Below are 23,631 nucleotides of genomic sequence, written 5' to 3' on the forward strand. Positions count from 1 at the left end.
AGCGATAATCCACAGGCCAAGCTGTCGGCCGTGATCAACTAAACGGCAAGCTCAATGGCCAAAGCCATGATGAGTTACACCACTTCCCGGGACACGATCGCTTTAACGCTATCACCGGGCGGAGAACGGCTCATACTGGCAGAATTACTAGGTATCGGGGCATCAAGGAGGCTTTCCGAGCCATGAAAAAGCCCCGCCAGTTCGCACTGGCGGGGCTTTTTCATTCAGCCTTGGCTATCAACCGTGATGAGGCTTTTGCTCATCGCTGGTTTCCAGGGCTGGCTCCTCGGTGGCTGCAGCAGCTTCCTGTGCGGCTTTGGCGGCAGCCTCGGCCTCACGCTTGCGGCGACGCACTTCACGCGGGTCGTTCGGCGCACGGCCGTTGGCCAGCATGACAGTGGCAGGTTCCACCGCCGCAGGGGCTTCGACCGGTGCAGGCTCGACGGCCACTGGGGCAGGCTCGGCCACCACTTCTGGCTGGGCTTCGACAACCGGAGCGGCTTCGACCACGGCCGGGGCCTGCTCGATTTCACCGGCCTCGACGGCAGGCGCTTCTACCGGTGCTTCGGCAACCACTACCGGTTCTGCAGCAGGTGCTTCGTCGACCACTGGCTGCGGAGCGACTTCGACCACTGGCTCGGCAGTTGCCTCGACCACGGCCACAGGCTCGCTGACCGGCTGGTCGACCACCGGGGCCACAGCCACTTCTTCAGCCTCGGCAGCAGCTTCGACCTTCTCGGCCTGCTCGACCGGCTGGGCGACTTCGCTGTTGTCGGTTTCCGCTACGGCGGCGACTTCGGCGGTGGCAAGCTCGGCCTGCTGGTTGGCCTGGGCTTCGGCGTCGGCACTGATGTTGCTGCTGGCGACAGCGGCAGTCACGGCCAGGCCGGCAGCCAGCTCGGCACCCAGCTCGGTGGCCTGGTGCGGTTGTGGCTGCTCTTCGCTGCCTTCTTCCTCGCTGCCATCGATCAGCTCGCCGTTGGCGTTGCGCTGACGCTCACGACGGTTGCTGCGACGACGCTGGCCACGGGAACGGCGGCGCGGGCGCTCGCCATCGGTGCCTTCCTGTTCGTCCTGCAGCAGCTCTTCGTTCGGCAGTTGCTCTTCTGCCAGCTCGGCAGCCTGCTCGGCGGCTTCTTCGGCTACGCGTGGCTGACGCTCTTCGCGTGGTGGGCGAGGGGCACGTTCTTCGCGTGGAGCACGTTCTTCACGAGGTGCGCGCTCTTCACGCGGAGCACGTTCTTCACGCGGAGCACGCTCCTCACGCGGAGCACGCTCCTCACGCGGTGCGCGTTCTTCACGCGGTGCGCGTTCTTCACGTGGAGCACGCTCCTCACGTGGGGCGCGTTCCTCGCGAGGTGCACGCTCTTCACGCGGGGCACGTTCTTCGCGTGGGGCACGTTCTTCACGGGCTACACGTTCCTCGCGCGGCTGACGTTCCTCACGCTCGGCAGGGGTGGCGTCCAGTGGCTCACGCAGTTCGCGCACGCGCTCTTCGCCACGGTTGCCGCGGCGGTCTTCGCGCGGCTGGCGTGGAGCACGCTCTTCGCGTGGAGCACGTTCTTCACGCGGTGCACGCTCTTCGCGTGGGGCGCGTTCTTCACGTGGAGCACGCTCTTCGCGCGGGGCACGTTCTTCACGAGGTGCACGCTCGGCACGCTCTTCACGCGGCTTGCGCTCTTCGTCGCGGCGGCCGTTGCGGTTGCGGCTCTGCTGGCGGCCGTTGCGGCGTTCTTCGTTGCGTGGGCTGCGCTCGGCTGCCGGCTTCTCGGCGGCAGTGACAACCGGCGCTGCGGCAGGCTCTTCCTTGCCGGCGAACAGGCTTACCAGCGATTTCACCAGGCCCTTGAACAGGCTTGGCTCTGGGGCGACCGGGGCTGGGGCGACCGGTGCGGCAGGCTGCGGCTCTTCCACAGTGGCCGGTACCGGCGCGTTGGCGCGGGCCGGGGCGGTCTTGACCGCGGCTTCCTGGCGAACCAGGGTGCGAGTGGCGGTCGGCTGCGGCGCTTCTTCGGCTTCGGCGGCGGCGATCTCGTAGCTGGACTGGTTGCTCAGCACTTCCGGGTTGTCGTCGCGCAGGCGCTGGACTTCGAAGTGCGGGGTTTCCAGGTGATCGTTCGGCAGGATGATGATGCGCGCACGGGTACGCAGTTCGATCTTGGTGATCGAGTTGCGTTTCTCGTTGAGCAGGAAGGCAGCCACCGGGATCGGCACCTGGGCGCGAACTTCGGCGGTGCGGTCCTTCAGGGCCTCTTCTTCGATCAGGCGCAGGATGGCCAGCGACAGCGATTCGACGTCACGGATGATGCCGGTGCCGGAGCAGCGTGGGCAGACGATGCCGCTGCTTTCGCCCAGCGAAGGGCGCAGGCGCTGACGGGACATTTCCAGCAGGCCGAAGCGCGAGATGCGGCCGACCTGAACGCGGGCGCGGTCGGCTTCCAGGCACTCGCGAACACGTTCTTCGACGGCGCGCTGGTTTTTCGCCGGGGTCATGTCGATGAAGTCGATGACGATCAGGCCGCCGATGTCACGCAGGCGCAGCTGGCGGGCGATTTCCTCGGCCGCTTCCAGGTTGGTCTGCAGGGCGGTTTCTTCGATGTCGCTGCCTTTGGTGGCGCGCGCCGAGTTGATGTCGATGGACACCAGGGCTTCGGTCGGGTCGATCACGATCGAACCGCCGGACGGCAGGTCGACCACGCGCTGGAAGGCGGTCTCGATCTGGCTTTCGATCTGGAAGCGGTTGAACAGCGGCACGCTGTCTTCGTACAGCTTCACCTTGCTGGCGTACTGCGGCATCACCTGGCGGATGAAGGTCAGGGCTTCTTCCTGGGCATCGATGCTGTCGATCAGCACTTCGCCGATGTCCTGGCGCAGGTAGTCGCGGATGGCGCGGATGATGACGTTGCTTTCCTGGTAGATCAGGAATGGCGCGGCGCGGTCCTGGGACGCTTCCTTGATGGCGGTCCACAGTTGCAGCAGGTAGTCGAGGTCCCACTGCATTTCTTCGCTGCTGCGGCCAAGGCCGGCAGTGCGCACGATCAGGCCCATGTCGCCCGGCACGGTCAGGCCGTTCAGGGCTTCACGCAGTTCGTTGCGCTCTTCGCCTTCGATGCGGCGGGAGATGCCACCGGCGCGCGGGTTGTTCGGCATCAGCACCAGGTAGCGGCCGGCCAGGCTGATGAAGGTGGTGAGGGCGGCGCCTTTGTTGCCACGCTCTTCCTTCTCGACCTGGACGATGACTTCCTGGCCTTCGCTCAGCACTTCCTTGATGTTGACCCGCCCTTCGGGGGCTTTCTTGAAGTATTCGCGGGAGATTTCTTTCAGCGGCAGGAAGCCGTGACGTTCGGAACCGAAGTCGACGAAGGCGGCTTCGAGGCTGGGTTCGATGCGGGTGATCTTGCCTTTGTAGATGTTGGCCTTTTTCTGCTCGCGCGCGCCGGACTCGATGTCCAGGTCGTAGAGACGTTGGCCGTCCACCAGGGCTACACGCAACTCTTCGGGTTGAGTCGCGTTAATCAGCATTCTTTTCATGTTGTACCGTCGGTTTCCGGGCTGCCGGAAACGGCGTTCGGCACACACGACGTCTCATGGTCGGTGCCAAGGTGCGCAAAGGGTGGCCGGGCCACCCCCGTGTCGAGCGACGTTCGGCACCAGCCGGTTGCCCAGCCTGCCGTTGTCGCGACGACGCGTCCTGTTTGCTGCGGTGCCAACAAGGCCCCGGTGGCTTCGAATTGGAATCCGAATCAACCAAGCGGGCCTTGTGCACTCAGTCAGGAGGAGGAATCAACCGTCAGCCGTGGACGCCCGGAGGCATCTGTTCAGGACCTTATCCGCTCGCCAGCCGTTCAGTGGGCTGGTGGGCCGGACGCGGTGCTACACGGTCCGAGGGCTGTGCATCTCCACCCTGCACGTATCCCTGATAATTCGGGTGCTGCCGCGCGCTGAATCCGCAACGGGTTGCATTTTTCGCCAACGCAGGTTCTGCGCTGGCGCCATTCATGTCCAAGGCAGGTATTTCCGAAGCATTCGCCGGGCGTTGCGTGGAAGCGACGGGGCGGGCAGAGGTGCAGCGAAAAGAATCGGGTAAGCAGGTGAAACACCGCACTTGTCGTTTTTTTTCGGTCTTCTCTACACAGCGCTGGTGGCGATTCCAGGCAATTCGGTAAACTGGCGAAAACCCCGTAGGACGGCCTCGCGTCCTGGAGAATTGCGTTGGTCAGGGACCGGCTAGGAGCCTGGTGCCGCTGGCCTGCCGCTTTTGGCGGCGTTCGCGACTATAGCAGCAATGATTAAGTGCTTCAATTCCATAAAAAATTGTTATGATCCCGCCATGACGACCAATACCCCTCCGACTTCCGGCGTTCAGCTGATCGAAGTCGCGCCGGAGCTTGCCGGCCAACGCATCGACAATTTCCTCATCACGGCCCTCAAGGGCGTGCCCAAGACCTTGGTGTACCGCATCCTGCGCAAGGGTGAAGTACGGGTCAACAAGGGTCGCGTCAAGCCGGAGTACAAGATCCAGGCCGGCGACATCGTGCGGGTACCGCCCGTCCGCCTGCCGGAACGTGACGAGCCGGCGCCGGTAGCCCAGGGCCTGTTGCAGCGCCTGGAAGCGGCCATCGTCTACGAAGACAAGGCGCTGATCGTGATGAACAAGCCGGCCGGCATCGCCGTGCATGGCGGCAGCGGCCTGAGCTTCGGCGTGATCGAGGCGCTGCGCCAGTTGCGCCCGGACGCCAAGGAACTGGAACTGGTGCACCGCCTGGACCGCGACACCTCCGGCCTGCTGATGATCGCCAAGAAACGCAGCATGCTGCGCCACCTGCACGCCGCGCTGCGCGGCGACGGTGTCGACAAGCGCTACATGGCGCTGGTGCGCGGCCACTGGCCGACCTCGAAGAAGCAGGTCAACGCGCCGTTGCTCAAGAGCAACCTGCGCTCCGGCGAGCGCATGGTCGAGGTGAACGACGAGGGCAAGGAGGCGCTGACCCTGTTCCGTGTGCTGCGTCGCTTCGGCGAGTTCGCCACCATTGTCGAGGCACGCCCGATCACCGGTCGTACCCACCAGATCCGTGTGCACACCCTGCATGCCGGGCATATGATCGCTGGCGACAGCAAGTACGGCGACGAAGACTTCAGTCGTGAAATTCGTGACTTGGGCGGCAAGCGTCTGTTCCTGCATGCTTATGCGCTGACCGTACCGCTGCCGGACGGTGGCGAGCTGAAGCTCGAGGCGCCAGTGGATGAAGTCTGGGCGAAAACCGTTGAACGTCTGAGTGCGTCCTGACCTATGAAAAAAGGCTATGAGCTACTGATCTTCGACTGGGACGGCACGCTGGCCGACTCGATCGGGCGTATCGTCGAAGCCATGAACGCCGCCGCCGAGCGTGCCGGTGAGGCGCAAAGCAGCGAGGACGCGGTCAAGGGCATTATCGGCCTGGCCCTGGGCGAGGCGATCCACACCCTGTACCCGCACCTGGCGCCTGCTCAGGTCGAAAGCTTCCGTCAGCACTATGCCGATATCTACATGGCCCTGGACCAGCAGCCCTCGCCGTTGTTCGAGGGTGTGGTCGAGTCGCTGGATGCCTTCCGTGCCGAGGGGTACCGCCTGGCGGTGGCCACCGGCAAGGCGCGTCGCGGGCTGGATCGGGTGCTCAAGGCCAATGGCTGGGAGCAGTTCTTCGACATCACTCGCGCCGCCGACGAGACCCGCGGCAAGCCGCACCCGCTGATGCTCGAGGAAATTCTCGGCCATTGCGGTGTCGAACCGGGGCGTGCGCTGATGGTTGGCGATTCGGCATTCGACCTGCAGATGGCCAGCAATGCCGGCATGCACTCGGTGGCCGTGGGCTATGGTGCCATGTCGCTGCGGGCACTGGCCGAGTTTGGTCCGCAGGTGTGCATCGATCATTTTTCCCAGTTGCGTGAGTGGCTGGGTGGTTCCGCAATTCCATTTCCAAGGTAGGTAAGCATGGCAGACGAATGGAAAGCCCCCGAGGCCGAACCCGAGGAGCGCGAAGAGCGCAAGAGCTGGAAGCTGCTGGAAAAGACCCTGCTGGCAGGTGTTCAGGAGCAGCGCCGGGCGCGACGTTGGGGGATCTTCTTCAAGTTGCTGGCCTTCGTCTACCTGTTCGGCATCCTGGCCTTGTTCACGCCGCTGATGGACATGGACAAGACAGCGTCACGCAGCGTCAGTCATACCGCGCTGGTCGAGGTGCGCGGGATGATTGCCGACCAGGAGCCGGCCAGCGCCGACAATATCATCAAGAGCCTGCGCGAGGCGTTCAAGGACAGCAAGACCAAGGCTGTGGTGATGCGCATCAACAGCCCGGGAGGCAGCCCGGTACAGTCGGGTTACGTGTATGACGAAATCCGTCGTCTGCGGGCCGAATACCCGGCCATCAAGCTGTATGCGGTCATCGCCGACCTTGGCGCTTCCGGTGCCTACTACATCGCCAGTGCGGCGGACGAGATCTATGCCGACAAGGCCAGCCTGGTGGGCTCGATTGGTGTGACGGCGGCCGGTTATGGCTTTGTCGGCACCATGGAGAAGCTGGGTGTGGAGCGGCGTACCTACACTGCAGGCGAGCACAAGGCCTTCCTCGATCCGTTCTCGCCGCAGAAGCCGGAAGAGACCGAGTTCTGGCAGGGCGTGCTGAATACCACGCACCAGCAGTTCATTGCCATGGTCAAGCAGGGGCGGGGCGAACGCCTGAAGGACAAGGAGCATCCGGAGTTGTTCAGTGGCCTGGTCTGGTCGGGCGAGCAGGCCAAGGAGTTGGGCCTGGTGGATGGGCTGGGCAGTGCCAGCTATGTGGCGCGCGAGATCGTGGGCGAGAAGGAGCTGGTGGACTTCACCGTGCAGGAGTCGGCGCTCGATCGCTTCTCCAAGCGCGTTGGGGCCAGCGTGGCTGAGCGCCTGGCGATGTGGATGGGGTTCCAGGGGCCGCAGTTGCGCTGATCCGGGATTGTCGGGGGCGCTTTGCGCCCCTTCGCGGGCATGCCCGCTCCCACAGGGATCGCGCAAAACCCGCAGGTTGCGACACGCCTGTGGGAGCGGGCGTGCCCGCGAAGGGCCGCGGCGCGGCCCCAGAATCTCAGGGAATCACCACCCCTTCCTTGGTCAACATATCCACCAATCTAATCAGCGGCAGCCCGATCAGGCTGGTCGCATCGCACCCGTGCGTGCTCTGGAACAGGCTCACTCCCAGCCCCTCGGCCTTGAAGCTGCCGGCGCAGTCCAGCGGCTGTTCCGCCGCTACATAGCGTTCCACTCGCTCCCGGTCCAGTTCGCGCAGGGTCACGGTAAACGGCACGCAGTCCACCTGGCAGTGCCCGGTGGCGCTGTTCAGCAATGCCAGCCCGGTCAGGAAGCTCACCTGCTGCCCGCTGCACTCCAGCAGCTGCTCGCAGGCCCGCTCGAAGGTGTGCGGCTTGCCCAGTACCTGCTCGCCCAGCACCGCAACCTGGTCCGAGCCGATGATCAGGTGCCCGGGGTGGCTGCCCGCCAGGGCCTCGGCTTTTTGCCTGGCCAGCCGGCGCACCAGCTCCACCGCCGGTTCGTCATCCAGGCGCCGCTCGTCTATATCGGGGCTTGCCCAGGTGAAGGGCAGGCGCAGGCGCGCAAGCAGTTCGCGGCGGTAGGCAGAGCTGGAAGCCAGTAACAGAGGAAGCATGGTAGACTCCTGAATCAGTTGAACAAATTCTATCACGCACGATGCCGCCGAATTTCCTTTGACAGGGGCGGGGGGCATCCCTAGAATGCTGCGCCTATGTTGAATGACCCGATTCCACCTCACGTTGACCCGCGCAAATTAGCCGATCGTGGCGTAACCCTTAACGGTTCGCTGCAACTCGCTGATTTGGAAAGACTCTGCGACCCGCTTTCCGACAATGTCGGTACGGTGCAGGCGAAGTTCGATTTTGAACGAGATGAACAGCACGTGGTGGTTATCCACAGCGAACTGGACGTCGAAGTCAAGATGGTTTGCCAGCGTTGTCTTGAGCTGGTCACCCTGCCGATCCACAGCGAATGTACATACGCCGTGGTGAAGGAGGGTGCGAATACCCAGTCGTTGCCGAAAGGCTATGACGTGCTGGAACTGGGCGAAGATCCTTTGGATCTGCAGGCATTGATCGAGGAGGAGCTTCTGCTCGCCTTGCCAATCGTGCCTGCTCATCATCCGGAAGAATGCCAGCAGCCGGCGGGCGCAGACGAGCCCGAATCGAGCAAGGACGAGGTATCGCGGTCCAACCCGTTCAGTGTTTTGGCGCAGTTAAAGCGTGACCCAAACGTTTAGGAGTTAATCAATTATGGCTGTTCAGCAGAACAAAAAATCCCGCTCTGCCCGTGACATGCGCCGTTCGCACGACGCTCTGTCGGAAAACGCGCTGTCGGTAGAGAAAACCACCGGTGAAGTACACCTGCGTCACCACGTATCGCCAGAAGGCGTATACCGTGGTCGCAAAGTGGTCGACAAGGGCGCTGACGAGTAATCCTTGTCCGCTCAGATCATCGCGATCGACGCAATGGGCGGGGACTTCGGTCCCCGCAGCATTGTTCAGGCTAGCATTGCCTGCCTTTCGGCTACCCCCTCGCTGCACCTGACCCTCGTCGGTCAACCCTCCCTCCTTGAAGATCTTGTCAGCGGCCTTGCGGCTGCGGATCGCGCGCGCCTGCAAATCGTGGCCGCCAGCGAGGTGGTCGGCATGGACGAGCGGCCATCCCAGGCGCTGCGCGGCAAGCCGGATTCGTCGATGCGCATCGCCCTCGAACTGGTGCGCGACGGCAAGGCCCAGGCCTGCGTCAGCGCCGGCAATACCGGGGCGCTGATGGCGCTCTCGCGTTTCGTGCTCAAGACACTGCCGGGTATCGACCGGCCGGCCATGGTGGCGGCGATCCCGACCCAGACCGGTTACTGCCAGTTGCTCGACCTTGGCGCCAACGTCGACTGCAGCGCCGAGAACCTCTACCAGTTCGCCGTGATGGGCTCGGTGGCCGCCCAGGCCCTGGGTGTGCAGCGGCCGCGCGTGGCGCTGTTGAACATCGGTACCGAGGACATCAAGGGCAACCAGCAGGTCAAGCTGGCGGCCAGCCTGTTGCAGAACGCCCGCGGGCTCAACTACATAGGCTTCGTCGAAGGTGACGGGTTGTATCGTGGCGAAGCCGATGTTGTGGTGTGTGACGGGTTCGTCGGCAACATCCTGCTCAAGTCGAGCGAGGGGCTGGCGACGATGATCGGCGCGCGCATCGAGCAGTTGTTCAAGGGTGGCGTGTTGTCGCGGGCAGCCGGGGCCGTGGCCATGCCGCTGCTCAAGCGCCTGCAGGCCGACCTGGCACCGGCGCGGCACAATGGCGCGAGTTTCCTGGGGTTGCAGGGCATCGTCATCAAGAGCCATGGCTCGGCGGGGGTGCAGGGCTTCCAGAGTGCCATCCAGCGGGCGTTGATCGAGATCCAGGAAAACCTGCCGCAGCGCTTGCATGGGCGGCTCGAGGACCTGCTGTTGTAGCCTGTGCCGGCCCCTTCGCGGGTAAACCCGCTCCCACAGGTGCTCCACAACCTTCAGGTCTGTGGTAACCCTGTGGGAGCGGGTTTACCCGCGAAAGGGCCGGTGCTGAAGGAATAAAGACCTTAGGCATATCGCCGCTGAAGTGCTTAAATGTGACCGCTTGGTCTGCGTCTCCATCCAAGCTTTCAGATTCCGCGCCTGGCCCAAAGCCCGGCGCACCCTATCCGACGACAAGATCATAAGGGCTTGTTCAATGTCTGCATCTCTCGCATTCGTCTTTCCCGGTCAAGGTTCCCAGTCGCTGGGCATGCTCGCCGAGCTCGGCGCCGAGAAGCCAGTGATCATCGAAACCTTCAAGGAAGCGTCCGAGGCACTCGGTTACGACCTGTGGAAGCTGGTCCAGGAAGGCCCGGAAGAACAACTCAACCAGACCGACAAGACCCAGCCGGCCATCCTCACCGCGTCCATCGCGCTGTGGCGCCTGTGGCTGGAAGAGGGCGGTGCCAGGCCGGCCTTCGTCTCCGGTCACAGCCTGGGTGAATACAGCGCCCTGGTTGCCGCCGGCAGCCTGAGCCTGAAAGATGCCGTGCGCCTGGTCGAGCGCCGTGGCCAGCTGATGCAGGAAGCCGTGCCGGCCGGTCATGGCGCCATGGCCGCCATTCTCGGCCTGGATGACGCCGTGGTCGTGGAAATCTGCGCCGAAGCGGCCGAAGACCAGGTGGTCAGCGCGGTCAACTTCAACTCGCCAGGCCAGGTGGTCATCGCCGGCAACAAGGCCGCCGTCGATCGCGCCATCGAGCTGTGCAAGGCCAAGGGTGCCAAGCGCGCCCTGCCGCTGGCGGTCAGCGTGCCGTCGCACTGCGCGCTGATGAAGCCGGCTGCCGAGCGCTTTGCCGAGTCGGTCAACGCCATCGAGTGGCACGCCCCGCAAATTCCCGTGGTGCAGAACGTCACCGCTGCCGTTGCCGCTGACCTCGATGCCCTCAAGCACGACCTGCTGGCGCAGCTGTACCAGCCAGTGCGCTGGGTCGAATGCGTGCAGACCCTGGCCGCTAACGGTGCAGTCAACCTGGTCGAGTGCGGCCCGGGCAAGGTCCTGGCTGGCCTGAACAAGCGTTGCGCCGATGGCGTGACCACCTACAACCTCAATACCCCTGACGCCGTCGCCGCCACCCGCGCGGCACTGGCCTGATTTGGAGAAGCTTGCATGAGCCTGCAAGGTAAAGTTGCACTGGTCACCGGCGCCAGCCGTGGCATTGGCCAGGCCATCGCCCTCGAGCTGGGCCGCCAGGGCGCGACCGTGATTGGCACCGCCACTTCGGCCTCCGGCGCCGAGCGCATTGCTGCCACCCTGAAAGAACACGGCATCACCGGTACCGGCATGGAACTGAACGTGACCAGCGCCGAGTCGGTTGAAGCTGTGCTGGCCGCCATCGGCGAGCAGTTCGGCGCACCGGCCATCCTGGTCAATAACGCCGGTATCACCCGTGACAACCTCATGCTGCGCATGAAGGACGACGAGTGGTTCGACGTGATCGATACCAACCTGAACAGCCTCTACCGTCTGTCCAAGGGCGTGCTGCGTGGCATGACCAAGGCACGTTGGGGCCGTATCATCAGCATCGGCTCGGTCGTCGGTGCCATGGGCAACGCCGGCCAGGCCAACTACGCGGCCGCCAAGGCCGGCCTGGAAGGCTTCAGCCGCGCCCTGGCGCGTGAAGTGGGCTCGCGTGGCATCACCGTCAACTCGGTGACCCCGGGCTTCATCGACACCGACATGACCCGCGAACTGCCAGAAGCGCAGCGCGAAGCCCTGCAGACCCAGATCCCGCTGGGCCGCCTGGGCCAGGCAGACGAAATCGCCAAGGTGGTTTCGTTCCTGGCATCCGACGGCGCAGCCTACGTAACCGGCGCCACCGTGCCGGTCAACGGCGGGATGTACATGTAACACTGCAACTCAATGTGACGGATTTCGTAAAAAAAGAGTCATACTGCGAGCCTAAAATCCGTTATAAAGCTGCAACCAGATTCCAGGCAGCGGGTGTGGTGACTGGTGTGAAGGTGCGTTTAGCTTGAAAAGCGAACGTCTTTCTATAAAATTAGCCACCGGCCAGCTGCCTGACATATATCCATTAGGAGTAAACCTAGGTATGAGCAACATCGAAGAACGCGTCAAGAAAATCGTCGCCGAGCAACTGGGCGTCAAGGAAGAGGAAGTGACTCTCGAGAAGTCCTTCGTCGATGACCTGGGTGCCGATTCGCTTGACACCGTTGAGCTGGTGATGGCTCTGGAAGAGGAATTCGAGACCGAAATCCCTGACGAAGAAGCCGAGAAGATCACTACCGTTCAAGCTGCTGTAGACTACGTCAAAGCCCACCAGGCCTAAGACGCTGTAGTCGACGCTTCTTGTCGGGAAAAACCGCACTGCCTTTGCCGGCGTGCGGTTTTTTCTTTGCGAGCACCCTGCGTTTTGCAGATCGGGCTCGTTCACCGGGTACCAAGAGCTTGTTGCCATTTCATTCCATTGCTTGAATGCAATGGCAAGAAACTCTGTCATTAGAAAAGGAGAGTACTGTGTCGCGTAGACGCGTCGTGGTCACCGGTATGGGTATGCTGTCGCCACTGGGTACTGATGTACCGAGCACCTGGCAGGGCATTCTGGCTGGCCGCAGTGGCATCGGTCCGATCGAACACACGGACCTGTCTGCCTACTCCACCCGTTTTGGCGGCTCGGTGAAAGGCTTCGAGGTCGAGCAATACCTGTCGGCCAAAGAGGCCCGCAAGCTCGACCTGTTCATCCAGTACGGCCTGGCGGCCGGGTTCCAGGCAGTGCGTAATGCCGGCCTGGAAGTCACCGACGCCAACCGCCAGCGTATTGGCGTGGCCATGGGCTCGGGTATCGGCGGCCTGACCAACATCGAAGAAACCAGCCGCACCCTGCACGATTCGGGGCCGCGTCGCATTTCGCCGTTCTTCGTGCCTGGCTCGATCATCAACATGATCTCCGGCTTCCTGTCGATCCACCTGGGGCTGCAAGGGCCGAACTACGCCATCGCCACCGCGTGCACCACTGGTACCCACTGCATCGGCATGGCCGCGCGCAACATCGCCTACGGTGAAGCCGACGTGATGATCGCCGGCGGCGCCGAAATGGCCGCCTGCGGCCTGGGCATGGGCGGCTTCGGTGCCTCCCGTGCACTGTCCACTCGCAACGACGAGCCGACCCGGGCCAGCCGCCCGTGGGACAAGGGCCGTGACGGCTTCGTGCTGTCCGACGGTGCCGGTGCCCTGGTGCTCGAAGAGCTGGAGCACGCCAAGGCCCGCGGCGCGACCATCTATGCCGAGCTTGTCGGCTTCGGCATGAGCGGTGACGCCTACCACATGACTTCGCCACCCGACACCGGTGAAGGCGCTGCCCGCTGCATGGCCAACGCCCTGCGTGATGCCGGCATCCAGCCGGAAGAGGTCAGCTACATCAACGCCCATGGCACCTCGACCCCTGCTGGCGACGTGGCCGAAGTGGCGGCGATCAAGCGTGTGTTCGGTGAGCATGCCTACAAGCTGGCGGTCAGCTCGACCAAGTCGATGACCGGCCACCTGCTGGGCGCCGCCGGTGCCGTGGAAGCGATCTTCAGCGTGCTGGCGATCAACAGCCAGATGGCTCCGCCCACCATCAACCTGGACGAGCCGGACGAAGGCTGCGACCTCGACTTCGTACCGCACCAGGCACGCAGCATGCCGATCGATGTGGTGCTGTCCAACTCGTTCGGCTTTGGCGGCACCAACGGTTCGCTGGTATTCCGCCGGTTCGCCGATTGATGCAAAGCTGGATCGATGGCCAGCCGGCGGCTGCAGTCAACCTGCAGAACCGCGGCCTGGCCTACGGCGATGGGCTGTTCGAGACCATCGCCGTGCGCGGCGGCCGGCCCAGCCTGCTGGACGGCCACCTCGCACGCCTGGCGCTGGGCTGCCAGCGCCTGGCAATCAGTGCCGACCTGGCGCTGGTGCGCGACGAACTCCTGCGCTATGCCAGCCAGTTCGGTGATGGCGTAGCCAAACTCATCCTTACTCGTGGTGACAGCCAGCGCGGTTACGCACCGGTTGCCGGTGCCGCGCCGCGCCGTATTCTGCAGGGCAGCCCGTTGCCCAGCTATCCTGTCGAACATGCCGAGCACGGCGTGCGCCTGTTCCCGTGTCAGACCCGGCTTGGGGAACAACCGCTGCTGGCCGGCCTCAAACACCTCAACCGCCTGGAGCAGGTGCTGGCCCGTGCCGAATGGCAGGACAGCGAACATGCCGAAGGCCTGATGCGTGATGGGCAGGGCAGGGTGATCGAAGGGGTGTACAGCAATCTGTTCCTGGTGCGCGATGGCGTGCTGCTCACGGCCGACCTCAGCCGCTGTGGCGTCGCTGGCGTGATGCGGGCCGCGTTGCTGGAACAGGCAGCGCTGCTGGGCATCCCGGTGCAGGTCTGCGACCTGCCGTTCGACGCGCTGGAGCAGGCAGATGAAGTATTTGTCTGCAACAGCGTCTACGGTGTCTGGCCCGTGCGTGGCGTTGCCGCGCTAAACTGGTCGCCGGGCCCGCTCACCCGTAAACTGCAGGCCGTTGCCCGTACGTTACTGGAAACCTGAATTCGTGAGACGTAAATTCCTGCTGCTGCTGGAAATGGGCTTGATCCTCGCCGGCCTTGCCGTGGGCTGGTCGGCCTGGAAGGTCAACTCGGTCCTGGAGCAGCCCCTGCACGTGACGCAGGAGCGCCTGCTCGACGTGCCCAATGGCACCACCCCCAATCGCATGTTCTATCGCATGCAGAACGAAGGGTTGCTCGACGACGCCGTCTGGTTGCGTCTGTACTGGCGCTTCAACATGGCCGGCACCCCGCTGCACACTGGCGAGTACCGCCTGACCCCCGGCATGACCGTGGAGCAGCTGTTCGATGCCTGGCGTCGGGCCGACGTGGTGCAGTACAACCTGACCCTGGTCGAAGGCTGGACCTTCCGCCAGGTGCGTTCGGCCGTGGCCAAGCATGAAAAGATCAAGCATACGCTGGATGGGCTGTCCGATTCGGAAGTGATGGACAAGCTCGGCCATACCGGTGTGTTCCCCGAGGGGCGCTTCTTCCCGGACACCTACCGCTTCGTGCGTGGCATGAGCGACGTCGAGTTGCTGCAGCAGGCCTACATGCGCCTGGACGAAGTGCTGGCCAAGGAGTGGGCCGAGCGCACCACCGACCTGCCATACCGTGACCCGTACCAGGCGCTGATCATGGCCTCGCTGGTAGAGAAGGAGACCGGCATTCCCCAGGAGCGCGGGCAGATCGCCGGCGTTTTCGTGCGGCGCCTGCGCCTGGGCATGATGCTGCAGACCGACCCTACCGTGATCTACGGCATGGGTGAGCGTTACAACGGCAAGATCACCCGCGCCGACCTGCGCGAGCCGACGCCCTACAACACCTACACCATCACCGGCTTGCCGCCGACCCCGATCGCCATGGTCGGTCGCGAAGCGATTCACGCGGCGCTCAACCCGTCCGATGGCACCAGCCTGTACTTCGTCGCCCGTGGCGATGGCAGCCACGTGTTTTCCGACGACCTCGACGACCACAACTCGGCGGTGCGCGAGTTCCAGCTCAAGCGCCGTGCGGACTACCGCTCCAGCCCCGCGCCGCAATCGCAGCCAGAGCCGCAGCCGCAGCCACAACCCCAACCCCAACCACAACCAAGTACCGACGAGGCCGAACAGCCCGAGGCGCCTGCCGACGAGTCTACCGCGCAGCCAGCGCCCGACCAGCCGCCTGTGCAGGACGCCCCTGCCGGCGGCGCGCAAGCGGCCGAACGGCCGATGCCTGACGAACAACATTAAGGACTGCCTGTGAGCGGCTTGTTTATTACTTTGGAAGGCCCCGAAGGCGCGGGCAAGAGCACCAACCGCGACTACCTGGCTGCGCGCCTGTGCGAGCAGGGCCTGGACGTGGTGCTGACCCGTGAGCCCGGCGGCACGCCGCTGGCCGAAAAGGTGCGCGAGCTGCTGCTGGCGCCCAGCGATGAAAGCATGGCGGCCGATACCGAACTGTTGCTGGTGTTCGCTGCGCGTGCCCAGCACCTGGCGCAGGTGATCCGGCCGGCGCTGGCCCGCGGGGCGGTTGTCTTGTGTGACAGGTTTACCGATGCCACTTACGCCTACCAGGGCGGCGGGCGCGGTTTGTCGGTCGAGCGGATCGCCACCCTGGAGCAATTCGTTCAGGGTGACCTGCGCCCGGACCTGACCCTGGTCTTTGACCTGCCGGTCGAAGTGGGCCTGGCTCGCGCCGCCGCCCGTGGCCGCCTGGACCGTTTCGAGCAGGAAGGCCAGGCGTTCTTCGAAGCGGTGCGTCAGGCCTACCTGCAGCGCGCCAATCGCGAACCACAGCGCTATAGCCTGCTCGATGCCGCCCAGCCTCTGGAGGCCGTACAGCGCTCCATCGATGCGTTGCTACCAGGCATCGTGGAGCGTTGCCGTGGCTGAGGCCTATCCCTGGCAGCAGGCACTCTGGCAACAATTGGCTGGCCGCAGCCAGCACGCTCACGCCTACCTGCTGCATGGGCCGCAGGGCATCGGCAAGCGGGCCTTGGCCGAGCGCCTGATGGCCCGCCTGCTGTGCCAGCAGCCCCAGGGCCTGGAGGCCTGTGGCGGGTGCAAGTCCTGCTTGCTGCTCAAGGCTGGTAGCCACCCGGACAACTTCGTCCTCGAGCCCGAAGAAGCCGACAAGCCGATCAAGGTTGACCAGGTGCGCGAGTTGGTGGCCTTCGTGGTGCAGACCGCGCAGTTGGGTGGGCGCAAGGTGGTACTGATCGAGCCGGTGGAAGCGATGAACGTCAACGCCTCCAACGCCCTACTCAAGAGCCTCGAAGAACCCTCCGGCGATACCGTGTTGCTGCTGGTCACCCACCAGCCCAGCCGCCTGTTGCCTACCATCAAGAGCCGGTGCCAGCAGGTCGCCTGCCCGCAGCCCAGCCTGGCCCAGAGCCAGGCCTGGCTGGCTGGCGCGCTGCCCGACAGTGACGAGGCCGAGCGCGACGAGTTGCTGACCCTGGCTGCCGGTTCGCCGCTGATGGCGGTCAGCTTGCAGGCGCAAGGCGTGCGCGAGCAGCGCGCGCTGGTCACCGACGGGGTGAAGAAGCTGCTCAAGCAGCAGCAATCGCCCAGCCAGCTGGCCGATGCCTGGAACGGTGTACCGCTGTTGCTGCTGTTCGACTGGTTCTGCGATTGGGCGCACTTGATCCTGCGCTACCAATTGACCCAGGACGAGGAGGGGCTAGGCTTGGCCGATATGCGCAAGGTGGTGCAGTACCTGGCGCAGAAGAGCCGCCAGGCCAAGGTGCTGGAGGTGCAGGCATGGATCCTGGAACAGCGCCAGAAGGTGCTGGGCAAGGCCAACCTCAACCGCGCCCTGCTGCTTGAATCGCTGCTGGCCCACTGGCTGCAGTTGCCGGGCGCCCGCTGATTTTCATTTTTTCATGTGTGTCGTTATCCCATGCTCGTAGATTCCCATTGCCATCTCGACCGTCTAGACCTGAGCGCCCACCAGGGCTCCCTCGATGCTGCCCTGCAGGCGGCGCGTGAGCGCGGGGTCGGGCATTTCCTGTGTATTGGCGTCAGTGCCGAGAATGCTGGTGCGGTGAAGGCGCTGAGCGAGCGCTACGCCGATGTCGATTGCTCGGTGGGCGTGCACCCGCTGGACCTGGCGCCGGGCGAAACGCCGGCGCTGGAATGGCTGCTGCGCGAACTGGCTCACCCACATGTGGTGGCGATTGGTGAAACCGGGCTGGATTACCACTACGAGCCGGAAGCAGCCGAGTTGCAGCAAGCCTCGTTCCGCCTGCACCTGGAGGCCTCGCGGCAGACCGGCAAGCCGGTGATCGTGCATACCCGTGCGGCGCGTGCCGATACCCTGGCGCTGCTGCGCGAGGCCAACCTGCCGCAGGCCGGCGTGCTGCACTGCTTCACCGAAGACTGGGACATGGCCAAGGCGGCGCTGGACCTGGGGTATTACATTTCGTTGTCTGGCATCGTTACCTTCCGCAATGCCGATGCCCTGCGTGAAGTGGCGCGGCAGGTGCCGGTCGATCGTTTGCTGGTGGAGACGGATTCGCCGTACCTGGCGCCGATCCCGCATCGGGGCAAGCCGAATTTGCCGCAGTACGTGCGTGAGGTGGCGGAGTACGTGGCTTCGTTGCGCGGGGCCAGTTATGAGCAGTTGGCCGAACAGACCACTGCCAACTTCAAGCGCTTGTTCCCGTTGGCGCGGGTGGCCTGACAGCAACTCTTCAAAATACAAAGCCTGAGCGCTCTTGCTCTTGCTTCAGCTTTTGCTTTCAAGCGCGCGATAGTTCAGGCGCCGCCGATTGCGACTTCAGGAGGCCGAGCGAAGGGATTGCGGAGGGAGGTGACGGGCATCCATGCCCGTCACCTCCCTCCGCAAGACCTGCGTTCGGCCTCCTGAAGTCGCGAAGATCAAGATCAAAAGCAAGATCAAAAGCCAGAGCAAGATCAAAAGCTCAGCACGAGCCTCGAGTGGGCGGCCCGTCACGTAAGCAAAAAAAACCCGGGTTCTGGGGGGGGAATCCGGGTTAAGACCATTAGGAGTAAAACAAAGGTACGCGGTCCCTGAGCACCTTTATCGGCGCGCCACTTGGGGGGGATGCGCCGCGCCAACACTTCAAGTATTGGTCAGCTTTGGCGCAGTGCCAGTGCATATTGATCGTTTTTTAAACAGATTTGGAATACGCCAACGTTTCATTCCTCCCGCAGCGCATGGCCGTAAGCATCATGAAACACAGACATGCTTGGATGATCCGTGCAATTTCCCGCAAGTTAGGCATAATAAACCGCTTCGATTGTCATCCAGTCCTTCCTATGCAGAAAGAACCTCGTAAGGTCCGTGAGTTTCGCCGTCGCGAACAGGAAATCCTCGACACCGCGCTCAAACTGTTTCTCGAACAGGGTGAAGACAGCGTCACCGTCGAGATGATCGCTGACGCCGTGGGCATCGGCAAAGGCACGATCTACAAGCACTTCAAGTCCAAGGCGGAGATCTACCTGCGCCTGATGCTCGACTACGAGCGCGACCTGAACGCGCTGTTGCATTCGGCCGACGTCGATCGCGACAAGGAAGCCCTGTCGCGAGCCTACTTCGAGTTCCGCATGCGCGATCCGCAGCGTTACCGGCTGTTCGACCGCCTGGAAGAAAAGGTGGTCAAGGGCAACCAGGTACCGGAAATGGTCGAACAGTTGCACAGCATCCGTGCCTCCAACTTCGACCGCCTGACCCAGCTGATCAAGGGCCGTATCAGCGAAGGCAAGCTCGAAGACGTGCCGCCGTATTTCCATTATTGCGCCGCCTGGGCGCTGGTGCACGGCGCCGTGGCGCTGTACCACTCGCCGTTCTGGAGCAATGTGCTGGAGGACCAGGAAGGCTTCTTCCAGTTCCTGATGGACATTGGCGTGCGCATGGGCAACAAGCGCAAGCGCGACCCGGAACCTTCCAACTGAGATAGTGCAGGCTTTCCCTGAAGCCTGCCAGTCAGCGTTATTGGGGCCGCTTTGCGGCCATCGCAGGCAAGCCAGCTCCCACATTTACAGCGCAGATCTCAAGTGTTGCGCGATCCTGTGGGAGCTGGCTTGCCTGCGATGGGCTGCGCAGCAGCCCCATGACTGACATGCCTGCTTCCACAACAGCACGGCGACACCGACAGCGGCAAAAAGGATAGGGCTTGCAAAAACCTGATTTATGAGTCAGGTTTTGCCAGCCCCCATCATCCATGCCGGAGTCATTCATGATCGTCGATCGTCAAGGCAGGCGTTTTCGCAACCTGCGCGTCAGCCTGACGGCTGCCTGTAATTATGCCTGCACCTACTGTGTGCCAGACGGCAAGCGCCTGGTGGCAGCACAGGACGAACTGCCGGCGGATGCCCTGGCCCGTGGTGTGGCCTACCTGATCGAAGCCGCCGGCATCGAACGCTTGCGCATCACCGGTGGTGAGCCATTGGTCAGTCCGCGGCTGGATGCCTTCCTGGCCGCCGTGGCCAAGCTCGACCTTGACGATATCTCGCTGACTACCAATGGCCAGCTGCTGACGCGCAAGTTGCCCCAGTTGCAGGCGGCAGGTATCCGCCGATTGAACGTTTCCCTCGACACCCTCAACCCACATGCTTTCCGCCATATCGCCCGGGGCGGCGACCTGGCCAGCGTGCTGGCGGGTATGCAGCAGGCCAGCGCCATGGGCATGCAGATCAAGGTGAACATGGTGCCGATGCGCGGGCACAACCTCGATCAGGTGCTGCCGCTGCTGGATTACTGCCTTGAGCGCGGCTTCGAACTGCGCTTCATCGAGCTCATGCGCATGGGCCACCTGGCCCGTGACCACAACGCCTTCCTGCAGCAGTTCGTCGGCCTCGATCAACTGCTCGCACTGATCGCTGGCAAGCATGCCTACGTTCAGGTCGACGCGCCGCTGGATGCCACCGCCTTGCGTTATCAGGTACCCGGCAAGGGCCACTTTGGCGTGATCGCCAACGAAAGCGTACCGTTCTGCCGCACCTGTTCGCGGCTGCGCCTGTCCTCCACGGGCTGGCTGCACGGTTGCCTGTCGTCAGGCAATCGCCATTTCGTCGGCGATCTGCTGGAAAAACCGCGGCATCAGGCGCTGCCAGCCCTGCAGCGCTTGCTGGTCAAGGCCCTGGCAGACAAGCAGGACCTGGCGTTTTCCGGCGATGTGATGGTGATGAAGGTGATCGGTGGCTGAAGCTGGCGCAAAAGCTGCATCCGCCGGCTATTCGCCGGTTTTTCGTCGCCGGCCACTGGAGGAAAGATGCGTAGCCTGGTTTTGCTGCTGGCGCTGATGGCGCTGGGCGGTTGCATGAATGTCAGCGATATGGGCGAGGGCGTCCGTTACCACATGAGCGATGCCGGTCTGCTGGACCATAGCGATACCCGGCGCACCCTGTCGATCCGCCTGCAGCCCGATTCGTTCATCTTCATCGGCCAGGGCGCGTTCGTGCCCCCGGGCAAGGGGCCGGTGCCGCGGCAGAACGCGGTGGCCGAGCAGGCCTACAAGAGCTTCGTCGAGTATTTCCCGCTGGTACGCCGTGCCCAAGGGCCACTGGGCCTGGAAGAGGCCATCGCCCAGGCGCGTTCGGTGGGTGCCGACTACGTGCTGTACACCCGCTTCGCCCGGACCGACGACCGTATCGGCAATGGCGACGAGTGGTATGACGAACAAGCGGTCGACCGCCTGGGCTGGGACACCGGCGTGGTGCAGATGATGCTCATCGAAACCAGCACCCGCTACCTGATCGACACTGCGCGTATCAAGAGCCGTGGCGGTTTGTTGACGTTCCACGATAAAACCCCGGAGGATTTGCTTGGCGCGCCGATGCGCGAGTACGCTCGTAGCCTTCTGGGTGTGAGTGAATGAGGCAAGCGTGATGAGCGATTCCGGCAAGGCCAATGATCTTCTGGCGCAGATTCCCAAGGCCAAGGGCCTGCCGCCGGTGCATCTGTGGAACCCGGATTTCTGCGGTGACATCGACATGCGCATCGCCCGTGATGGCACCTGGTACTACCTGGGTACGCCGATCGGTCGCAAGCCGATGGTGCGGCTGTTTTCCACCATCATCCGCCGCGATGGCGATGACTACTTCCTGATTACCCCGGTAGAGAAGGTGGGCATCCGCGTCGACGATGCGCCGTTCGTGGCCGTGGCGCTGGACGTGGAAGGTGAGGGTGAGCAGCAGGTGCTGCGCTTCACCAGCAATGTCGAGGACCAGGTCGAAGCCGGGCCGGCCAACCCGCTGCGCGTGGTGATCGACCCGGTCACGCAGGAGCCATCGCCGTATGTGCTGATGCGCAGCAACCTCGAGGCGCTGATTCATCGCAATGTGTTCTACCAGTTGGTGGAGCTGGCGGTGCCGCGTGAGATCGACGGGGAAGAGTGGCTTGGGGTCTGGAGCCACGGTGAGTTTTATCCGATCGGGCGTAGCAGCTGAGATATCTGGTGCCTGCACCGGCCTTTTCGCGGGCTCGCCCGCTCCCACAGGGTTTTCTACAGGCTTCAAGGGTGTGGGAGCGGGCAAGCCCGCGAAGAGGCCGGCACAGGCAATAATCGGCCTCTTGGTTTTTCCCCGAATTGGTCATTTGTCTCTCTGCCCCACAGGCCTAACCTGCAGGCAATTGCCATCCAGGAGAAGCCCCCCATGAAACCCTTCAGTATCATCCTTTTCGCCCTGCTCGCCGCTCAAACCCCTGCCTGGGCGCACGGCGACGCTGCCGACCAGGTCAAGGTCCTGCAGCAGCAACAACCCTCGAACGCCCCCGGCAAGAGCGCTGTGATGCTCACCGTCAGCTACGCCCCCGGCCAGGCATCACCCGCGCATCAGCACCCGGGCGCAGTGATGGCCTACGTGCTGGAAGGGGCAGTGGTATCGAAGCTCGATAACGAGCCGGAGAAAACCTACAAGGCCGGTGAATACTGGTACGAAGCCCCGGGTACCGTGCACAGCGTGTCACGCAACGCCAGTCAGAAGCAGTCAGCCAAGTTGCTGGTCTGGAGCCTGGTGGATGAAGGCAGTGCGGTCACATTGCCCTATCCGGCAGCAGGCTCGGAGCGCTGAGCCTGCCGCAGCCGGGTTGTCACTTCCTGCATCAGGTTCGGGTCCAGTACCTGGCAAGGCGCGACCTGTGCGTTGCTGGTGTAGAACGGCGGCAGATTTTGCGCCAGTCGAGCAACGTCCTTGGCAGTGCAGCCTGTTGGCAGCAACACATATTGCAGGCTGGAGGGGAAGGACGGCGCGGTGTACCGTTCCAGGGTGGAGCCATAGGCGCCAAGGGTCATGACCGCCTCGCTGCCGGCCGGGTCCGGAAAACGGAGCAGGACGAATGTGCAGTAACGGGGGTGGGTGAGATGCTGGTGTGCTTCGTCGCGGACCTGTGGGTCGTCATGGTTCATCAGGTTCCAGCGTAACGCGGCGTAGCTGCGAGTGGTCTCCATGAACGCAGTGCGAATGGGGGAGCGCGTTTCGTCACCGCCCAGGCAGGCCAGCAGATTGCCGAATGGGTCCAGCAAGGCTACGGCGTTGCACGTATCTGCCGCGAGCGCTGTGTCGACCAATGGCTCGGCCAGTTCGATGCCGGGCAGGCGAGGGTCTGCACTTTTGATGCGCAGGCTCCATGGGCTCAAGCCCGCCAGGGCCTGGCGTACCAAGCTCCGGCTGGGTAGGGCGATCGGGTCTTTCAGGGCAGAGGGCGGCAGGCCGGCGTTGCTGCTTTCGTCGTGCACGTGGTTCACGCTGGCTTCGAACAACGAACGGGTAAGGCACATCGTTGCGGCATCGATGCGTTCGCCGGCGTAGATCGGCCCTTGCGCCGGCCCGACATAGTCGCGATCAAAAGGGCTGCCGACAGCATAGTAGCCCCACGTGGCTTGCGCGCGCAGACGAAGTGCGGCCGGCAGGCCGGGGAATTCGAAGCGGCCGTCATGATTGATGCCGGCAAAGGTGTCGAGCGCACTTACCGCAACATTGAAGCCGGCAGTCAGCAAGGCACCTGCGCACATGGCGCAGGGGTCGAGCGTGGTGATGACGGTCAGTTCATGCGCGGGGGGTAGGGCAAGGCGCTGCTGGTTGTCGAAATACCAGTCGACCAGCCGGCGCTCACCATGCCCCGTTGGGTCGTGAAGCCTGAATGCGGGTTGCGCCTGGCTGGCAGAGGGCTCCAGCACGCGGTTGTGCAGGGCGACCAGTACCTTGCCAGTGGCATTTTCTATGATGCAGCCACCCACGGCGAACGTTGCTTGTCGGCTAGCCAGGAGGGCCTGGTTGGCGGCGATTGCTACCGCTTGCTGAGCGTTCTGGGTGAAATCGTTGGCTTTCATGCTTGCCTGTGCTCGTCGAGGGATCTCGGACGATACAGCAGCCGTGCGCTGGCATGAGGGGATAAGTGCAACAAAAAACCTCCAGTGCTTGCGCATCTGGAGGTTTTCAATGTTTGGCTCCGCGACCTGGACTCGAACCAGGGACCCAATGATTAACAGTCATTTGCTCTACCGACTGAGCTATCGCGGAATCTGTGCGTATCTTAC

General features: G+C 63.4%; 23 protein-coding genes and 1 tRNA gene. 20 read left to right on the forward strand and 4 right to left on the reverse strand.

The genetic code is table 11. The annotated features are described in order from the left end of the window. Positions 1–237 precede the first annotated feature (237 nt). Positions 238–3,531, reverse strand: a complete 3,294-nt coding sequence (gene rne, locus CAG22_RS17280; protein WP_085705851.1) for a ribonuclease E — start codon at positions 3,529–3,531, stop codon at positions 238–240. A 799-nt stretch (positions 3,532–4,330) separates the two neighbouring features. On the opposite strand from rne, the gene rluC reads away from it, so the two are divergent. From rluC to sppA, 3 genes are read left to right on the forward strand one after another with little or no spacing between them, the layout of a single operon-like run. Then, positions 4,331–5,287: a 23S rRNA pseudouridine(955/2504/2580) synthase RluC gene (gene rluC, locus CAG22_RS17290; RefSeq protein ID WP_025338212.1), complete on the forward strand. Its 957-nt coding sequence runs from the start codon at positions 4,331–4,333 to the stop codon at positions 5,285–5,287. 3 nt (positions 5,288–5,290) lie between these two features. Next, entirely contained in the window at positions 5,291–5,965 is a 675-nt protein-coding gene (locus CAG22_RS17295) for an HAD family hydrolase (protein WP_075044131.1), read from the forward strand. 6 nt (positions 5,966–5,971) lie between these two features. Next, positions 5,972–6,961 (forward strand): signal peptide peptidase SppA, encoded by a 990-nt coding sequence (sppA, locus tag CAG22_RS17300; protein ID WP_085693385.1) that lies wholly within the window; start codon positions 5,972–5,974, stop codon positions 6,959–6,961. A gap of 136 nt (positions 6,962–7,097) precedes the next feature. Here sppA and CAG22_RS17305 read toward each other — a convergent pair whose 3' ends face one another. Further along, positions 7,098–7,676 carry a nucleoside triphosphate pyrophosphatase gene (locus tag CAG22_RS17305; RefSeq protein WP_063911718.1) on the reverse strand — a complete coding sequence of 193 codons (579 nt, stop codon included), beginning with the start codon at positions 7,674–7,676 and terminating at the stop codon, positions 7,098–7,100. Positions 7,677–7,772: 96 nt separating this feature from the next. On the opposite strand from CAG22_RS17305, the gene CAG22_RS17310 reads away from it, so the two are divergent. The 17 genes from CAG22_RS17310 to CAG22_RS17390 all read left to right on the forward strand — a co-directional run bounded on the left by CAG22_RS17310 (position 7,773) and on the right by CAG22_RS17390 (position 22,165). Then, positions 7,773–8,300, forward strand: a complete 528-nt coding sequence (locus CAG22_RS17310) for a YceD family protein (protein WP_012313431.1) — start codon at positions 7,773–7,775, stop codon at positions 8,298–8,300. Between the two features lie 13 nt (positions 8,301–8,313). Beyond that, the gene (gene rpmF, locus CAG22_RS17315; protein WP_003247154.1) at positions 8,314–8,496 is read left to right on the forward strand and encodes a 50S ribosomal protein L32; all 183 of its coding nucleotides are present in this window, start codon (positions 8,314–8,316) and stop codon (positions 8,494–8,496) included. A gap of 3 nt (positions 8,497–8,499) precedes the next feature. After that, the gene (gene plsX, locus CAG22_RS17320; protein ID WP_075044133.1) at positions 8,500–9,510 is read left to right on the forward strand and encodes a phosphate acyltransferase PlsX; all 1,011 of its coding nucleotides are present in this window, start codon (positions 8,500–8,502) and stop codon (positions 9,508–9,510) included. A 253-nt stretch (positions 9,511–9,763) separates the two neighbouring features. After that, a complete protein-coding gene (gene fabD, locus CAG22_RS17325) occupies positions 9,764–10,702 on the forward strand; it encodes an ACP S-malonyltransferase (RefSeq protein WP_023661404.1) in 939 nt (312 codons plus the stop codon). A gap of 15 nt (positions 10,703–10,717) precedes the next feature. Beyond that, positions 10,718–11,458: a 3-oxoacyl-ACP reductase FabG gene (fabG, locus tag CAG22_RS17330; protein ID WP_003247160.1), complete on the forward strand. Its 741-nt coding sequence runs from the start codon at positions 10,718–10,720 to the stop codon at positions 11,456–11,458. Between the two features lie 202 nt (positions 11,459–11,660). Continuing rightward, positions 11,661–11,897 (forward strand): acyl carrier protein, encoded by a 237-nt coding sequence (gene acpP, locus CAG22_RS17335; protein ID WP_016715141.1) that lies wholly within the window; start codon positions 11,661–11,663, stop codon positions 11,895–11,897. Positions 11,898–12,085: 188 nt separating this feature from the next. Further along, positions 12,086–13,330, forward strand: coding sequence for a beta-ketoacyl-ACP synthase II (gene fabF, locus CAG22_RS17340; RefSeq protein WP_025338216.1), 1,245 nt, complete (start codon positions 12,086–12,088; stop codon positions 13,328–13,330). Continuing rightward, a complete protein-coding gene (gene pabC / locus CAG22_RS17345; protein ID WP_085705852.1) occupies positions 13,330–14,145 on the forward strand; it encodes an aminodeoxychorismate lyase in 816 nt (271 codons plus the stop codon). Before fabF ends, pabC begins: the two co-directional genes overlap by 1 nt. A gap of 4 nt (positions 14,146–14,149) precedes the next feature. Then, entirely contained in the window at positions 14,150–15,376 is a 1,227-nt protein-coding gene (gene mltG, locus CAG22_RS17350; protein ID WP_085705853.1) for an endolytic transglycosylase MltG, read from the forward strand. A gap of 9 nt (positions 15,377–15,385) precedes the next feature. After that, a complete protein-coding gene (gene tmk, locus CAG22_RS17355; RefSeq protein ID WP_025338219.1) occupies positions 15,386–16,018 on the forward strand; it encodes a dTMP kinase in 633 nt (210 codons plus the stop codon). Continuing rightward, positions 16,011–16,997 carry a DNA polymerase III subunit delta' gene (locus CAG22_RS17360; RefSeq protein ID WP_085693378.1) on the forward strand — a complete coding sequence of 329 codons (987 nt, stop codon included), beginning with the start codon at positions 16,011–16,013 and terminating at the stop codon, positions 16,995–16,997. Before tmk ends, CAG22_RS17360 begins: the two co-directional genes overlap by 8 nt. 30 nt (positions 16,998–17,027) lie before the next feature. Beyond that, a complete protein-coding gene (locus CAG22_RS17365; protein ID WP_046616993.1) occupies positions 17,028–17,810 on the forward strand; it encodes a TatD family hydrolase in 783 nt (260 codons plus the stop codon). A 599-nt stretch (positions 17,811–18,409) separates the two neighbouring features. After that, positions 18,410–19,045 carry a TetR/AcrR family transcriptional regulator gene (locus CAG22_RS17370; RefSeq protein ID WP_003260720.1) on the forward strand — a complete coding sequence of 212 codons (636 nt, stop codon included), beginning with the start codon at positions 18,410–18,412 and terminating at the stop codon, positions 19,043–19,045. 284 nt (positions 19,046–19,329) lie between these two features. Beyond that, complete coding sequence (locus tag CAG22_RS17375; RefSeq protein ID WP_085693408.1) at positions 19,330–20,298, forward strand: GTP 3',8-cyclase MoaA; 969 nt, start codon at positions 19,330–19,332, stop codon at positions 20,296–20,298. Positions 20,299–20,364: 66 nt separating this feature from the next. After that, on the forward strand, positions 20,365–20,970 hold the full coding sequence (locus tag CAG22_RS17380) for a DUF4823 domain-containing protein (protein WP_013971585.1): 606 nt from the start codon (positions 20,365–20,367) through the stop codon (positions 20,968–20,970). A gap of 10 nt (positions 20,971–20,980) precedes the next feature. After that, complete coding sequence (locus CAG22_RS17385) at positions 20,981–21,541, forward strand: DUF1285 domain-containing protein (protein ID WP_023661447.1); 561 nt, start codon at positions 20,981–20,983, stop codon at positions 21,539–21,541. A 207-nt stretch (positions 21,542–21,748) separates the two neighbouring features. Beyond that, the gene (locus CAG22_RS17390) at positions 21,749–22,165 is read left to right on the forward strand and encodes a cupin domain-containing protein (protein WP_085693406.1); all 417 of its coding nucleotides are present in this window, start codon (positions 21,749–21,751) and stop codon (positions 22,163–22,165) included. Here CAG22_RS17390 and CAG22_RS17395 read toward each other — a convergent pair. Continuing rightward, positions 22,138–23,424, reverse strand: coding sequence for a cytosine deaminase (locus CAG22_RS17395; protein ID WP_085693404.1), 1,287 nt, complete (start codon positions 23,422–23,424; stop codon positions 22,138–22,140). The two genes, CAG22_RS17390 and CAG22_RS17395, sit on opposite strands and share 28 nt — an antisense overlap. Before the next feature lie 114 nt (positions 23,425–23,538). Then, a tRNA-Asn gene (locus CAG22_RS17400) sits at positions 23,539–23,614 on the reverse strand. Positions 23,615–23,631: the final 17 nt, after the last annotated feature.

Source organism: Pseudomonas sp. B8(2017), assembly GCF_002113575.1.
In the GTDB taxonomy this organism is placed as follows: domain Bacteria; phylum Pseudomonadota; class Gammaproteobacteria; order Pseudomonadales; family Pseudomonadaceae; genus Aquipseudomonas; species Aquipseudomonas putida_Z.

Excerpts from the sequence above, each read along its gene's own strand:
- CAG22_RS17370 (WP_003260720.1), top strand. The coding sequence starts at position 18,410 with ATGCAGAAAGAACCTCGTAAGGTCCGTGAGTTTCGCCGTCGCGAACAG.
- CAG22_RS17380 (WP_013971585.1), top strand. The coding sequence starts at position 20,365 with ATGCGTAGCCTGGTTTTGCTGCTGGCGCTGATGGCGCTGGGCGGTTGC.
- fabG (WP_003247160.1), top strand. The coding sequence starts at position 10,718 with ATGAGCCTGCAAGGTAAAGTTGCACTGGTCACCGGCGCCAGCCGTGGC.
- rne (WP_085705851.1), bottom strand. The coding sequence starts at position 3,531 with ATGAAAAGAATGCTGATTAACGCGACTCAACCCGAAGAGTTGCGTGTA.
- rpmF (WP_003247154.1), top strand. The coding sequence starts at position 8,314 with ATGGCTGTTCAGCAGAACAAAAAATCCCGCTCTGCCCGTGACATGCGC.
- CAG22_RS17390 (WP_085693406.1), top strand. The coding sequence starts at position 21,749 with ATGAAACCCTTCAGTATCATCCTTTTCGCCCTGCTCGCCGCTCAAACC.
- CAG22_RS17295 (WP_075044131.1), top strand. The coding sequence starts at position 5,291 with ATGAAAAAAGGCTATGAGCTACTGATCTTCGACTGGGACGGCACGCTG.
- CAG22_RS17365 (WP_046616993.1), top strand. The coding sequence starts at position 17,028 with ATGCTCGTAGATTCCCATTGCCATCTCGACCGTCTAGACCTGAGCGCC.
- CAG22_RS17375 (WP_085693408.1), top strand. The coding sequence starts at position 19,330 with ATGATCGTCGATCGTCAAGGCAGGCGTTTTCGCAACCTGCGCGTCAGC.
- CAG22_RS17395 (WP_085693404.1), bottom strand. The coding sequence starts at position 23,424 with ATGAAAGCCAACGATTTCACCCAGAACGCTCAGCAAGCGGTAGCAATC.
- pabC (WP_085705852.1), top strand. The coding sequence starts at position 13,330 with ATGCAAAGCTGGATCGATGGCCAGCCGGCGGCTGCAGTCAACCTGCAG.
- acpP (WP_016715141.1), top strand. The coding sequence starts at position 11,661 with ATGAGCAACATCGAAGAACGCGTCAAGAAAATCGTCGCCGAGCAACTG.
- CAG22_RS17385 (WP_023661447.1), top strand. The coding sequence starts at position 20,981 with ATGAGCGATTCCGGCAAGGCCAATGATCTTCTGGCGCAGATTCCCAAG.
- CAG22_RS17305 (WP_063911718.1), bottom strand. The coding sequence starts at position 7,676 with ATGCTTCCTCTGTTACTGGCTTCCAGCTCTGCCTACCGCCGCGAACTG.
- CAG22_RS17310 (WP_012313431.1), top strand. The coding sequence starts at position 7,773 with ATGTTGAATGACCCGATTCCACCTCACGTTGACCCGCGCAAATTAGCC.
- sppA (WP_085693385.1), top strand. The coding sequence starts at position 5,972 with ATGGCAGACGAATGGAAAGCCCCCGAGGCCGAACCCGAGGAGCGCGAA.
- rluC (WP_025338212.1), top strand. The coding sequence starts at position 4,331 with ATGACGACCAATACCCCTCCGACTTCCGGCGTTCAGCTGATCGAAGTC.
- fabD (WP_023661404.1), top strand. The coding sequence starts at position 9,764 with ATGTCTGCATCTCTCGCATTCGTCTTTCCCGGTCAAGGTTCCCAGTCG.